At 55.2% G+C, this 13180-nt stretch carries 12 protein-coding genes; all 12 read left to right on the forward strand.

All coding sequences use genetic code 11. The features are described from left to right. Positions 1–45 precede the first annotated feature (45 nt). Positions 46–1293 carry a glycosyltransferase family 4 protein gene (locus tag IB213_RS02220; protein ID WP_192405259.1) on the forward strand — a complete coding sequence of 416 codons (1248 nt, stop codon included), beginning with the start codon at positions 46–48 and terminating at the stop codon, positions 1291–1293. Continuing rightward, positions 1290–1928, forward strand: a complete 639-nt coding sequence (locus IB213_RS02225) for a sugar transferase (RefSeq protein WP_192405260.1) — start codon at positions 1290–1292, stop codon at positions 1926–1928. The genes IB213_RS02220 and IB213_RS02225 overlap by 4 nt, the downstream gene beginning before the upstream one ends. 216 nt (positions 1929–2144) lie before the next feature. Then, positions 2145–2804 carry an acetyltransferase gene (locus IB213_RS02230; RefSeq protein ID WP_192405261.1) on the forward strand — a complete coding sequence of 220 codons (660 nt, stop codon included), beginning with the start codon at positions 2145–2147 and terminating at the stop codon, positions 2802–2804. A 50-nt stretch (positions 2805–2854) separates the two neighbouring features. Then, entirely contained in the window at positions 2855–4030 is a 1176-nt protein-coding gene (locus IB213_RS02235; RefSeq protein ID WP_192405262.1) for a DegT/DnrJ/EryC1/StrS aminotransferase family protein, read from the forward strand. Continuing rightward, positions 4021–5982 carry a nucleoside-diphosphate sugar epimerase/dehydratase gene (locus IB213_RS02240; RefSeq protein WP_192405263.1) on the forward strand — a complete coding sequence of 654 codons (1962 nt, stop codon included), beginning with the start codon at positions 4021–4023 and terminating at the stop codon, positions 5980–5982. The genes IB213_RS02235 and IB213_RS02240 overlap by 10 nt, the downstream gene beginning before the upstream one ends. A gap of 141 nt (positions 5983–6123) precedes the next feature. Beyond that, on the forward strand, positions 6124–7017 hold the full coding sequence (argB, locus tag IB213_RS02245) for an acetylglutamate kinase (RefSeq protein WP_191722729.1): 894 nt from the start codon (positions 6124–6126) through the stop codon (positions 7015–7017). Between the two features lie 201 nt (positions 7018–7218). Beyond that, on the forward strand, positions 7219–7941 hold the full coding sequence (locus IB213_RS02250; RefSeq protein ID WP_192405264.1) for a response regulator transcription factor: 723 nt from the start codon (positions 7219–7221) through the stop codon (positions 7939–7941). Positions 7942–8039: 98 nt separating this feature from the next. Beyond that, a complete protein-coding gene (locus IB213_RS02255) occupies positions 8040–9113 on the forward strand; it encodes an ATP-binding protein (RefSeq protein ID WP_191722731.1) in 1074 nt (357 codons plus the stop codon). A gap of 90 nt (positions 9114–9203) precedes the next feature. Then, positions 9204–9893 carry a nucleoid occlusion factor SlmA gene (gene slmA / locus IB213_RS02260; protein WP_191722732.1) on the forward strand — a complete coding sequence of 230 codons (690 nt, stop codon included), beginning with the start codon at positions 9204–9206 and terminating at the stop codon, positions 9891–9893. Between the two features lie 187 nt (positions 9894–10080). Beyond that, on the forward strand, positions 10081–10773 hold the full coding sequence (locus IB213_RS02265; RefSeq protein WP_192405265.1) for a TetR/AcrR family transcriptional regulator: 693 nt from the start codon (positions 10081–10083) through the stop codon (positions 10771–10773). Positions 10774–10820: 47 nt separating this feature from the next. Next, positions 10821–12617: an acyl-CoA dehydrogenase C-terminal domain-containing protein gene (locus IB213_RS02270; protein WP_191722734.1), complete on the forward strand. Its 1797-nt coding sequence runs from the start codon at positions 10821–10823 to the stop codon at positions 12615–12617. 57 nt (positions 12618–12674) lie between these two features. Beyond that, on the forward strand, positions 12675–13109 hold the full coding sequence (locus IB213_RS02275; protein ID WP_191722735.1) for a DUF2147 domain-containing protein: 435 nt from the start codon (positions 12675–12677) through the stop codon (positions 13107–13109). Positions 13110–13180 lie beyond the last annotated feature (71 nt).

The raw sequence follows: 13180 nt of genomic DNA on the forward strand, positions 1-13180 counted from the left end.
GCGTTCGCAATACGTGATACAGATGCCGATCAGAGGAGTACAGGCATGAAAAAGGTCTGGATTCTCAACCACTACGCGCAGGAACCCGGCGGTGCAGGTGGCACACGTCACTTTCACTTGGCAGAGTATTTGCAAAAGTTGGGCTGGCAGGCGACGGTGATTGCTGCCAGTGTGGAGCACCAAAGTGGACATCAGCGGCTACAAGCAGGGGAAGAGCAGCGCTGTGATGACTTCAATGGAGTGCCGTTTTTATGGGTTCGTACACCAGAGTACCGTGGTAACGGCGGAGGCCGCATGCGCAATATGCTGCACTACACATGGCGTGTGATGTTGCCTCGTACGACGCGTGCGCTCAGTGGCCCGGATGTGATCATTGGCTCTAGCGTTCACCCTTTTGCTGCGGTTGCAGGTGCCTTGCTGGCGCGGCGGTTCAAGGTACCGTTTGTTTTTGAAGTGCGTGACTTGTGGCCGCAAACGCTGGTGGATATGGGTCGGCTGCGGGACGATGCCTTCGTCACCAAGGTATTGCGCAAACTAGAAGTGTGGTTGTACCGGCGTGCGGCACGCACGATCGTGCTGCTGCCGCAGGCTTGGCAATACATCGTTCCACTGGGTATAGCCAGGGAGCGCGTGGTATGGATTCCAAACGGGGTGGACTTGTCGCTGTTTCCACGTTTGAATCCAAGCGTGGATCGCCCCGACAAGGGTTTTACCTTGATGTATTTTGGTGCACATGGGCAAGCCAATGGACTTGATAACGTGCTGCAGGCGATGCAGCTTGTGCAGCAAAGTGCTGCTGGATCAGGTATTGGGCTGCGCTTGATTGGTGATGGGCCTTTGAAGCCCGAATTGCAAGCCCGGGCGGCGGCTATGGGCCTGAGCAATGTGACGTTTGAACCCTCAGTTCCCAAGAGTCAGATTCCGGCTTTGGCCGCGCAGGCGGATGCATTTGTGATTGCAGTGCTTGATTTGCCGCAGTTATATCGCTTCGGTATCAGCATGAACAAGTTATTTGATTATCTGGCGGCGGAGCGCCCCATCTTGATTGCCTCGAACGCTGTGAACAACCCTGTTGCGGATGCCAAGGCTGGCATTTCAGTGCCAGCAGGCCAGGCTGATGCGCTTGCTGGCGCAATTTTGAAATTAGCGGCAACACCCCTGGAGGAGCGGGAGCGCATGGGGCGTGCAGGGCGTGAATACGTGGAGCAAAACCATGGCTTTGAGCAGCTTGCCGGGCGATTGGCCATGACGCTAGACGCTGTGCATGCAGAGCAGGCGGCGGGGCATTCATGAAACGTTTGTTTGACTTTGCGGCGGCATTGCTGGGCTTGATGGCTTTAGCGCTTCCACTGTGCGTCCTGGCATGGCTGGTGCGGCGCAAGCTGGGCAGCCCTGTGCTTTTTCGGCAAGTACGCCCTGGCTTGCATGGGCAGCCGTTTGAGATGGTGAAGTTTCGCACCATGACAGATGCACGTGGCCCAGATGGCGCACTCCTGCCTGACGCTGAACGCATTACGCTTTTTGGCCGTTTTCTGCGTGCCAGCAGCTTGGATGAATTGCCCGAATTGTGGAACGTCCTCAAAGGCGATATGAGTTTGGTGGGGCCGCGGCCATTGCTCATGGAGTATCTGCCTTTGTACACGCCAGAGCAGGCGCGTCGGCACACGGTGCGTCCAGGAGTGACAGGCTGGGCACAGGTCAATGGCCGCAATGCGATCAGTTGGGAAGAGAAGTTCGCGTTGGATACGTGGTATGTGGATCACCAGTCTTTGGTGCTGGATATCAAGATTTTGTGGCTCACGGTCAAAAAGGTGCTGGTGCGCGAAGGTATCAGTGCAGTAGGTGAGGCAACCATGGGTAAGTTCACTGGGAGTGCGAGGGCGGGAGATCAGGCGCAGCCTGGAGCGAGCACAGGGCCGTTGCCTTAGAGTCGTGCCTGTCCCCTGGTACGTCGTTGCTTCACCTTGCAGTACTTTGGTGCTGTATTTGCGCCTCGTTTCAAGCGCATATCTTCAATTGCCTGCTCGTGTTGAGCGCTCTTAGGCTCTGGCAATACTTTCTTCGTATGGCTGAGTACTTTGAATGAAAAATGACTTCTGTGATTATTCAGTCAGCGTAACTAGCTATTTTTAAAATATCTAACCATGCAACAAGAATTGTTTGCTGTTTACGGTGTCAGTGGTTGCGGTCGTGGGGTAATGCCATTGGCGCGCGCCCAACTGGCGTGCAAGGGCGTAGCACCGGAGCAGTTGGTGTTTGTGGACGACGCGCCGGGGCCAGCACTGGTCAATGGGCAGCGGCTACTGACCTATGCCCAGTTCCTGGCAGAGCCAGCCAGCAATCGTCACGCCGTTCTGGCGATTGCCAATAGCGCCGTGCGTGCAAAGTTGGCGCTGCGTCTGACACAGGATGGTGTGCAGCCCTGGACGGTGTCTGCTGCCAACGCTGTCACCATGGATGCCGTAGAACTTGGTGAAGGGGCAATTTTGAGTCCATTTGTTACATTGACCAGCAATATCCGAATTGGTCGATATTTCCATGCCAATCTCTACAGTTATGTGGAGCATGATTGCGTAATTGGTGATTTCGTCACCTTTGCACCGGGCGTACAGTGCAACGGCAATATCGTGATTGAAGACCATGCTTACATTGGCGCCGGTGCCGTCATCAAGCAAGGGCAGCCGGGGTGTCCGCTGGTCATCGGGCGCGGCGCGGTGGTGGGGATGGGGGCAGTCGTGACTAAAAGCGTAGCACCAGGAACGACAGTGGTTGGCAACCCGGCCAAACCTTGGATGAAGTCATAAAAAGCCCGGGCCTGTCGCTGAATGCGCGCCTATTTTTTAGAAGTACAAAGATGTTGAATACCCCTTTTTCACCTTGGCCCAGCTTTACTGAGCAAGAGGCCAACGCTGTGCGCGATGTGCTGCTGTCTAACAAAGTGAATTACTGGACGGGACAGGAATGCCGCATTTTTGAAAAAGAATTTGCAGCTTGGGTGAATGCCCGCTATGCGGTTGCACTGGCCAATGGCACGCTGGCACTGGATCTTGCCTTGAAGGCACTGGGTATTGGCCCGGGTGACGAAGTTGTAGTGACACCCCGGACTTTTATTGCCAGCATTTCCTGCGTAGTGAATGCCGGGGCCGTGCCTGTGTTTGCGGATGTGGAGCTGGATAGCGGCAACATTTCTGCAGAAACCATTGCCAAAGTGCTGTCACCACGAACGCGCGCTGTCATTTGTGTGCATCTGGCCGGATGGCCTTGCGATATGGATCCCATCATGGCGCTGGCTGCACAGCATGGGCTGAAGGTGATTGAAGACTGTGCCCAGGCGCATGGCGCCCAATACAAAGGGCGCAGCGTAGGGAGCATCGGGCATGTCGGGGCCTGGAGCTTTTGCCAGGACAAGATCATGACCACGGGAGGGGAAGGGGGCATGGTCACGACCAATGACGAAGCCTTGTGGCGTGCCATGTGGAGTTTCAAAGACCACGGCAAAAGCTACGCCGCCGTGTACGAGCGTGAGCATGCACCGGGCTTTCGCTGGCTGCATGAGAGCTTTGGCACGAACTGGCGCATGTTGGAAATGCAGGCGGTTATTGGTGCTATTCAACTCCAGCGCATGCCTGAATGGACCGCGCTGCGCACGCGCAATGCCGAGAGTGTGCTTGGCGCTTGCCGTCAATTTTCGGCACTGCGCGTGCCTGAAATTGATGAAAACAGTGTGCATGCGTACTACAAATGCTATGCCTATGTGAATCCAGAGCAACTTGCTGAAGGCTGGAGCAGGGATCGCATCGTCTCGGAGATATATGCATTGGGCGTGCCCTGCTACCAAGGTTCATGTTCAGAGGCGTACTTGGAAAAAGCATTTGATACCACCGCCTGGAGGCCTACCGAGCGCCTGCCACATGCCAAGGAGCTGGGCGAAACGAGTGTGATGTTCCTGGTGCACCCGACTTTGACGCAAGCCGAGGTGCAAAAGACTTGTGCCGCAATCAATGCCATCCTGGAAAAAGCATGTCGTTGAATGGGCTTGCAGAGCCTTTGCTGAGATTACCGCGCTTGGTCAAGCAGGCCGTAGTCTTTGTCGTTGACGTTTTGATGTCGATGCTAGCAGTCTGGCTGGCATTTTATTTGCGGATTGATCAAACAGGTTGGCCTGTTTTGCAGCAAATTAACGTCTATGGTTTGGCTGCGATACTTTTCGCCCCTGTTTTTGTCCGGATGGGACTGTATCGGGCAATTTTCCGTTATGCGGGAATACCGGCCATTGTCTCTACCTCAATCGCTGTAGCAATTTATGGCGTGGTATTTTTCTCACTTTTGCTATGGTTTGGTTGGAAGGGCGTTCCACGCAGTATTGGCTTAATACAACCGATTATTTTTCTCTTGTTAGCTGGCGGCTGGCGGATTGTGGCGCGTTACTGGCTTTCTGGGTCGAGCGATGCTAAAGGTGCTTCTGCGTCCAGGAAAAGCTTGTTGATTTATGGCGCTGGTGAAGCGGGCGTTCAAACAGCCTCTGCGCTGGACGTCATGCGTGATTTTTCGGTGCGCGGATTCGTGGATGATGATTCGGGCAAGGTGGGGCGAACCATTCATGGATTACCGATTATTTCGGCAAAGAATGCTGCGGAATTTATTCGTAAGCAAAAAATAACAGATATTTTGCTGGCCATACCCTCTTTGAATCGAGTACGCCGCAGAGAAATTATTGATCAGTTGCAGTTGCTGCCCGTCCATGTGCGTTCTTTGCCGGGAATGCTGGATTTGGCCTCAGGCAAAGTCTCAGTGAGTGATTTTCAAGAACTTGATATTGAAGATTTGCTGGGGCGTGAGTCCGTGGCCCCTGATCCACAGTTGTTAGCCAAAAACCTCACTGGCAAAGTAGTGCTGGTGACGGGTGCTGGGGGAAGTATTGGCAGTGAGCTTTGCCGCCAGATTGTGCAAGAACGTCCCACCAAGCTGATATTGGTAGAGCACAACGAGTATGGCTTGTACGCGATCCACAGCGAGTTGGTGTTGATGTGCAAGGAGCGTGGCCTGGAAGTGCAGCTTTTCCCGCAATTGGGAAGTATCCGGAATTTGCGCCGCCTGCGATCCATTTTTCAGTCCTGCCAGCCACATACTGTTTATCACGCAGCGGCTTATAAGCATGTGCCTCTGGTGCAAGATAATCCATCGGAAGGTATTTTGAATAATGTTTTCGGCACGCTCAATGTCGCACGTGCGGCCATGGAAAGTGGTGTCGAGCAATTTGTACTGATCTCTACGGACAAAGCGGTGCGCCCCACCAATGTGATGGGCGCCAGTAAGCGGATGGCAGAGCTGGCTTTACAAGCCTTGGCTGATGCGCATTTTGTAGATTTCGGCGCGATTGATGAAGAGGCGGGGCCTGTACTCATCGCAAACTCCACCTGCTTTTGTATGGTGCGATTTGGCAATGTGCTGGGCAGCAGTGGCAGTGTGGTCCCTTTGTTTCGCAGACAACTGCGTGCAGGCGGCCCTCTGACGGTCACGCATGCGCAAGTGACGCGATACTTCATGACGATTCCCGAGGCAGCACAATTAGTGCTGCAGGCTGGGGCCATGGGCGAAGGCGGAGATGTGTTTGTGCTGGATATGGGTAAACCGGTCAAGATCATTGACTTGGCACGGCGCATGATCCGCTTATCAGGTCTAACGATCCGGGACGAGAAGAATGCAACCGGAGACATTGCGATCCAAGTTGTGGGCTTGCGACCTGGAGAGAAGCTGTATGAAGAGTTGCTGATCGGCGATAACCCTGAGACGACCGCGCATGAGCGAATCATGAAAGCGCATGAAGGATTTGTGTCTTGGGAAAATTTATTGCCTCACTTGCTAACTTTGCGCAGCGCTGCCAAAGAAGGTGATGAAGCAGTAATTCACGATGTGCTATCACATCTTGTGAGTGGTTACGCAACACCAGACATTAAGTGGCTGAGCACAGCACAGCCATGATGTGTGAATCTGACTTGCTGTATCTCAGTGAGCGGTGTCAGTTGGGGCAGAATTCACAGCCACGGGCAAAGGCCGCTGGGTCAGCAGCCTTTGATTCTTTTCGAACTTAATTTGTCCTGTGACTGCAGGCACTACATCCCCATGACCGACTCCACCACCCACATTGCCCCTCGCGACAAAGCTGAAATCCTGGCTCAGGCCTTGCCCTATATCCGTAAGTTCCATGGCAAGACCATGGTCATCAAGTATGGCGGTAACGCCATGACCGATCCTGCGCTGCAGGCGGACTTTGCGGAAGACGTGGTGCTCTTGAAGTTGGTGGGGATCAACCCGGTGGTGGTGCATGGCGGGGGGCCGCAGATTGAAACCGCTTTGAACCGATTGGGCAAAAAGGGTCAGTTTATTCAAGGCATGCGTGTCACCGATGCCGAGACAATGGAAGTGGTGGAGTGGGTGCTGGCCGGTGAAGTGCAGCAGGACATCGTGGGCCTGATTCATCAGGCGGGTGGCAAGGCCGTGGGCCTGACAGGGCGCGATGGTGGTTTGATTCGTGCCAAGAAATTGAAGTTGCTGGATAACAAAGATCCATCGATTGAGCATGATGTGGGGCAAGTGGGTGACATTGTGGCAATTGACCCGAATGTGGTGCAGGCGCTACAGGATGATGCCTTCATTCCGGTGATTAGCCCCATCGGGTTTGGCGAAGAGAACGAGAGCTACAACATCAACGCTGATGTGGTGGCCAGCAAGCTGGCCACCGTGTTGCAGGCTGAAAAACTGGTGTTGCTGACCAACACTCCAGGGGTGCTGGATAAGGGGGGCAACCTGCTGACCGACCTGACCGCGCGCGAGATTGACGGCTTGTTTGCAGATGGCACTATCTCTGGTGGCATGCTGCCCAAGATTGCAGGGGCGCTGGATGCGGCCAAGGCTGGCGTGAATGCTGTGCACATCATTGACGGCCGCGTGCCGCATGCCATGCTGCTGGAGATTTTGACGGACCAAGCCTATGGCACGATGATTCGCAGCCACTAATCCACGAATACGCTGAGCACTGAAAAGTCTCAGCGTTTTTTTATGCAGTTGATGCAAGAGCGAGAATTGGCCACTGCCAAGCCAGTGAGAAAAGTCACTACTATCGCGTGAAGGTATACAAGGCAGTTCCGCTTGCGGATTGCACCATTCAACGCAGATGGAGCGCCAAGAGCATAAAAAGGCGCACCTAGGGGGCATGTGATGCGGCTTTTGCTGGTTGAAGACGATTTGATGGTGGCCAGCGGTATGAAGCTGGGTCTGGCCGATGCTGGTTATGCCGTTGACTGGGTCAGCAGTGCTGAGCGTGCGCTGGAAGTGCTGGCGCAGGAGTCTTTCGATATCGCTATTTTGGACATTGGCCTGTCAGGCATGGACGGGCTGGAATTGCTGTCTCGTATGCGTGGCAAAGGGATGAACTGCACGTGTATGCCAGTGCTGATGCTGACGGCACGTGATGGCTTGCATGACCGTGTACGTGGGCTTGATCTGGGGGCTGACGATTACATGGTCAAGCCCTATGAGCTGCCTGAACTCTTGGCGCGGCTGCGTGCATTGCTGCGCCGCTCACAAGCCGCTAACAGTGCGGTGTTGAGCTTTGGTCCGCTGGCTCTGGATACTGCAGCGCGCAGTGCCTGTGTATGGGCGGGTGGCCAGGAGGGCAGTGGCGAGCTGCAGACCATTGACCTGGGGCCTCGGGAGTGGACTGTTTTGGAGTACTTGCTGATTCATGCGCCCAAGCCCGCCAGCAAAGACAAGCTGCTTCAGGCCCTGACAGGCTGGGACAAAGAGATCACGCCGAACGCAGTGGAAGTTTATGTATCGCGCCTGCGCGCCAAATTGGAGCCGTATGGGGTGGCTTTGCGTTCAATCCGAGGCTTTGGATACCGCCTGGATTTACTTCAGCAAGAAACTGTGACTGTTTGAAATTAATAGCTGCAAGCGCTTTGTTTTCAATGATTTCAATGCTTATTTACATTGAAAGCTAATGTGCATAAGCGTTATAAGCTCATCTTTTAATATTTATGCAATTGCTCATTCGCAAGCGCTGGGTGGCTTTGTTCTTGCCAATGTTGCTGCCCATGCTGGGGTTGATGCTGTCGGCCGTTTGGCTGGGTTACAGCGTGGCCACGCAGATTGCCGAGCATCCGGGGCAGTCGCCTGCTGTGCAGGATCTGTTGCTCACCAGCTTGCCCGCTTTGCTGATGCTGCTGGTGCTGGCAGCCATGGCGCATATGGCTGCTCGCAGGGCGCTGACGCCTTGGCTCACTTTGGCGCAGGCCGTTCAATCCAGATTGCCCAAAGATGTCCGTCCGATTGACAACGTACCGGATGCACCTGCCGAGGTGCAGGCCATGGCCAATGCGCTAAATCGGCTTTTTGCAAAAGCCCATGCTGAAAATGAGACCCAGCAGCGGTTTATCGCTGATGCTGCACACCAGTTACGCACACCTTTGGCGGCTTTGCAGTCGCAAGTCGAGGCGTGGGCTTTGATGGCCCAGAGTGCTTCAGGCAAAAGCATTGTGCTGTCGGCTGAGCAAGTCGATCAGTTGCGCAAGGCATCGCGCAGAACCACACAATTGGCCAATCAGCTCTTGGCCTTGTCGCGTGTAGACAGTGGCCTGGAGCAGGGCGCAGCGGCGCAGCGGGTGGATTTGAAAAGCCTGTGCGAGGCGTTGCTGGAGTCATTTTTGGACAGCGCTTTGGTCAAAGGCCTGGATTTGGGGCTGGAGGCGGAGTCAGCCCACGTCACAGGTCACGAATGGTTGCTGCGTGAATTAATAAGCAACGTCTTGGACAACGCCATCAAATACACGCCGCAAGGCGGGCAAGTGACATTGCGGTGCGGCAGAAAAATTGCAGACGAGCGGGGTATGCGCGCCTATGTCGAAGTCGAAGATGATGGCCCGGGTGTTGCAGTGGGTGAGTACACACGTTTGACCCAGCGCTTTTACCGTGTGCCTGGTGTTGTCGCAGAGGGGACTGGATTAGGACTTGCGATTGCACAAGAAATAGCCCAAGGCCACGGTGCAGACCTGCGTTTTGGGCAAGGTGCGTATGACCAAGGAATGAAAGTACAACTCATATTCAGTGAGTAACAACTTCTGATTCTCTTGATCTGACAAACGGTTACTTCCGCTATGCTCTGTGAGAGAATGAATTGATTTACCTGTTGATTTGCCTGCCTTATGTCCGTATCTGAAGTTCTGAGCCCACTGACCGAAATAGCCGAGACTGTAGTTGCCAATCCTTCGCTGGAGGAGCAGCCCCGCACGCGCAAGCGCCCTAAACCCGGTGAGCGTCGTGAGCAGATTCTTCAGGCATTGGCGGCCATGCTGGAAAAGCCTGGCAGTGACCGCATCACTACGGCAGCCCTGGCAGCGAATCTATCTGTCAGTGAAGCGGCGCTGTACCGTCATTTCGCCAGCAAGGCGCAGATGTTCGAAGGATTGATTGACTTTATCGAGCAGTCAGTCTTCGCCTTGGTGCAGCAGGTCGCTGGCCGCGAGGGGGAAGCAGTTGAAATGACGCCAGAAGACGGTGCTCGCCGCGCAGCGCGCATTGTTGCGTTGCTGCTGCAATTTGCTGAGCGCAACCCCGGTATGGTGCGAGTGATGGTGGGCGATGCCTTGCAGCTGGAGCATGACCGCTTGCAAGCACGCATGAATCAGTTTTTTGACCGTATCGAGTCGACACTTCGCCAATGCCTGCGTCCTGCTGCGGGTGCTTTGGGCTCTGCGACGCCCACGGTGGAAGCGCAGGTTGCAGCCAGTGTGCTGATGTCTTTTGTTTTAGGACGCATGCAGCGCTTCGTGCGTACAGGCTTTCGCCGGCAGCCCACAGAAAACATGGATGCCAGCCTGGCGATGCTGATTTAAAAATACCAGGCACCCAACCCCAAAGGGCGACAGCGAAGGCTGCCGCCCTTTTTTGTTACCTGCTGGAATCACGGATGCCGGGGTGAGGATAAAAAATCCTTGAAGCCAAGGGTTTGCACCTATGCTCAAAGCAGAGGGATGTTTTTACGATTAAAAAAGAACGCACGTTCGTTTTTATTGGTAATGCATGTCTCTCACCCCACACATTTTCCCCACTGTCCCAACCAGCTCTGCCGCTGCACCTAAGCCGCGGGGGGCAGGGGCCAGCCATCGCGCTTCTCCCAAAGGGCTGCAGACCAAGGCCCACATTATTGATGCTGCCTTGCAGCTGGCCATGCACAACGGCCTGGAAAGCTTGTCGATTGGTGGCTTGGCCGAAGCAACGCAGATGAGCAAGTCAGGCGTTTTTGCCCACTTCGGTTCACGCGAAGAACTTCAGATTTCGGTGATTCGTGAATATCACCAGCGCTTTGAGCAAGAGGTTTTTTACCCGGCGCTGCAGGCTGAGCGCGGCTTGCTGCGACTGCGCGCACTGTTCGACAACTGGATGAAGCGCACTAGCGTAGAGCTGGACTCGGGCTGCATTTATATCAGTGGCGCGATTGAGTTCCACGACAACATTGGCCCTGTGCGCGATGCGCTGGTCAACTCCGTGGGCACGTGGCACGAGGCCATGCGCCGCTCCATCAGCCAGTGCAAAGAACTTGGTGACCTGGCCGCAGATGTCGATGAAAGCCAGGTTCTGTCAGAAATTCACGGCCTGATTCTGGTGCTGCATTACGAGGCGCGCTTCATGCGCAGCTCGGGTGCCATGCAGCGCGCTTTGGCAGGTTTTGAAAGCATTTTGCTGCGCTACGGCGCACAGCCCCTTCAGGCGTAAGCCACACCCTTCACAACTGTTATTGCTGATACACGAGGAGACAAACCATGCCCAGCTACAACCCGCCCCTGCGCGACATGCAATTCTTGATGCACGAAGTGTTCAAGATCGAAGAAGAATACAAAGCGCTGCCCAAGCATGCCGAGGTGGATGCCGACACCATCAATGCCGTGCTGCAGGAGGCAGGCAAATTTGCTGCCAACGTGGCATTTCCTTTGAACATCAGCGGTGATGAAGAGGGCTGCCATCTGGACAAGACCACGCATGAAGTGACCACCCCCAAGGGCTACAAAGAAGCCTATGCACAGTTTGTAGAAGGTGGCTGGCCTGCACTGTCGTGCGATCCGGCATACGGTGGACAAGGGCTGCCCTTTGCCGTCAACTCGGCGTTGTACGAAATGCTCAACAGCGCCAATCAGGCGTGGACCATGTACCCGGGTCTGTCGCATGGCGCTTACGAAGCATTGCACGCCCATGGCTCTGATGACCTCAAGACCAAGTACCTGCCCAAGCTGACCAGTGGTGAGTGGACTGGCACCATGTGCCTGACCGAACCCCATTGCGGCACCGATCTGGGACTGCTGCGCTCCAAGGCTGAGCCACAGGCGGATGGCACCTACAAGATCACGGGCAACAAGATTTTTATTTCGGCCGGTGAGCACGATTTCACCTCCAACATCATTCACCTGGTGCTGGCACGTTTGCCCGATGCGCCTGTGGGCTCCAAGGGCATCAGCCTGTTTGTGGTGCCTAAGTACAAAGTCAATGCCGATGGCTCGCTCGGTGAGCGTAACGGCATTTACTGCGGTGGTCTGGAGCACAAGATGGGCATCAAGTCCAACGCGACCGCTCAGATCGTGATGGAAGATGCAGTCGGCGAAATGGTGGGCCAGCCCAACAAGGGCCTGCAAGCCATGTTCGTGATGATGAATGCCGCACGTCTGGGCGTGGGCAACCAGTCGCTGGGTCTGACCGAAGTGGCTTACCAAAACGCGCTGGCCTACGCCAAGGATCGTCTGCAAATGCGCAGCCTCTCGGGCGTCAAAGCCAAAGACAAGCCTGCCGACCCCATCATCGTGCACCCCGACGTGCGCCGCATGTTGCTGACGGCCAAGGCGTATGCCGAAGGCGGCCGTGCGCTGTCAACTTTCTGCGCACTGCTGATCGACAAAGAGCTGAACCACCCTGACGAGAAGGTGCAAAAAGACAGCGCTGACTTGGTGGCACTGCTTACGCCCATCGTGAAAGCCTTCCTGACCGACAACGGCTGGATTGCCACCACCGCCAGCCAGCAGGTATTTGGCGGCCATGGCTTCATCAAAGAATGGGGCATGGAGCAGTACGTACGCGATAACCGTATCAACATGATCTATGAAGGCACCAACGGTGTGCAGGCACTGGATCTGCTGGGCCGCAAAGTGCTGGGCAATCAGGGCGCGACACTGAAGAAGTTTGGCAAGCTGGTGGCGCAGCTGGTGGAAGAAGAGGGCGTCAACGAGAAGATGGCCGAATTCATCAACCCCATCGCCATGCTGGGCGAGCAGATGACCAAGTTCACCACCGAAATCGGATTCAAGGGCATGCAAAACCCTGACGAAGTGGGTGCTGCATCGGTGGATTACCTGCGTGTAGCCGGCCACCTGGTGTTTGGCTACCTGTTTGCCCGCATGGCCCAGGTGTCATTGCGTGCCATTGCGGCCGGTAATACCGATCCGTTCTACGTCGGCAAACTGCAAACCGCACGCTTTTACTTTGCCAAGCTGTTCCCCGAAACCGTCACGCTGATGCGTACCGCACGTGCCGGTAGCAAGGTGCTGATGGATACCGACGCAGCTCTTAGTTAAGTAGCTGCCAGCGCACGTATTTCCTTCAATGTGAAAGTCTTTGATACGGAGGTTCTCATGAATAAAGTGTTAGCAGCTCTGGTTTTCGTAGCTTTCGGTGCGCCAGCCATGGCGCAGATGTCACCAGTCGGTTTGTGGAAGAGCCTGGATGAAAAAACCCAGGCCCCCAAATCGGAAGTGCGCATCACCGACCACGGTGGCGTACTGACCGGCAAGGTGGAGCGTGTGCTGCGTGAGGGTGCCAACCCCAACGCGGTCTGCGACAAGTGCGCGGATGACCGCAAAGACAAGCCTGTGGTGGGTCTGGAAATCATCCGTGGTGCCAAAAAGGCTGAGGGCAAAGACGTCTGGGAAGACGGCAAGATTCTTGACCCCGAAAACGGCAAAACCTACACGCTGCGCATGACCCCGATTGAAGGCGGTGCAAAGCTTGAAGTGCGCGGCTCTATCGGCCCCTTCGGGCGTACCCAGACCTGGGTGCGCGTGCAGTAAAGAAGAACAACGCTGACCCGGCCTGCATGGCGCTTACCTGGTGGGGCGTCATGCAGGCCTATGGGCAGCAT

It is taken from the genome of Comamonas sp. CMM02, assembly GCF_014851485.1.
GTDB classification, from domain to species: domain Bacteria; phylum Pseudomonadota; class Gammaproteobacteria; order Burkholderiales; family Burkholderiaceae_C; genus Comamonas; species Comamonas avium.

Excerpts from the sequence above, each read along its gene's own strand:
- IB213_RS02220 (WP_192405259.1), top strand. The coding sequence starts at position 46 with ATGAAAAAGGTCTGGATTCTCAACCACTACGCGCAGGAACCCGGCGGT.
- IB213_RS02225 (WP_192405260.1), top strand. The coding sequence starts at position 1,290 with ATGAAACGTTTGTTTGACTTTGCGGCGGCATTGCTGGGCTTGATGGCT.
- IB213_RS02230 (WP_192405261.1), top strand. The coding sequence starts at position 2,145 with ATGCAACAAGAATTGTTTGCTGTTTACGGTGTCAGTGGTTGCGGTCGT.
- IB213_RS02235 (WP_192405262.1), top strand. The coding sequence starts at position 2,855 with ATGTTGAATACCCCTTTTTCACCTTGGCCCAGCTTTACTGAGCAAGAG.
- IB213_RS02240 (WP_192405263.1), top strand. The coding sequence starts at position 4,021 with ATGTCGTTGAATGGGCTTGCAGAGCCTTTGCTGAGATTACCGCGCTTG.
- argB (WP_191722729.1), top strand. The coding sequence starts at position 6,124 with ATGACCGACTCCACCACCCACATTGCCCCTCGCGACAAAGCTGAAATC.
- IB213_RS02250 (WP_192405264.1), top strand. The coding sequence starts at position 7,219 with ATGCGGCTTTTGCTGGTTGAAGACGATTTGATGGTGGCCAGCGGTATG.
- IB213_RS02255 (WP_191722731.1), top strand. The coding sequence starts at position 8,040 with ATGCAATTGCTCATTCGCAAGCGCTGGGTGGCTTTGTTCTTGCCAATG.
- slmA (WP_191722732.1), top strand. The coding sequence starts at position 9,204 with ATGTCCGTATCTGAAGTTCTGAGCCCACTGACCGAAATAGCCGAGACT.
- IB213_RS02265 (WP_192405265.1), top strand. The coding sequence starts at position 10,081 with ATGTCTCTCACCCCACACATTTTCCCCACTGTCCCAACCAGCTCTGCC.
- IB213_RS02270 (WP_191722734.1), top strand. The coding sequence starts at position 10,821 with ATGCCCAGCTACAACCCGCCCCTGCGCGACATGCAATTCTTGATGCAC.
- IB213_RS02275 (WP_191722735.1), top strand. The coding sequence starts at position 12,675 with ATGAATAAAGTGTTAGCAGCTCTGGTTTTCGTAGCTTTCGGTGCGCCA.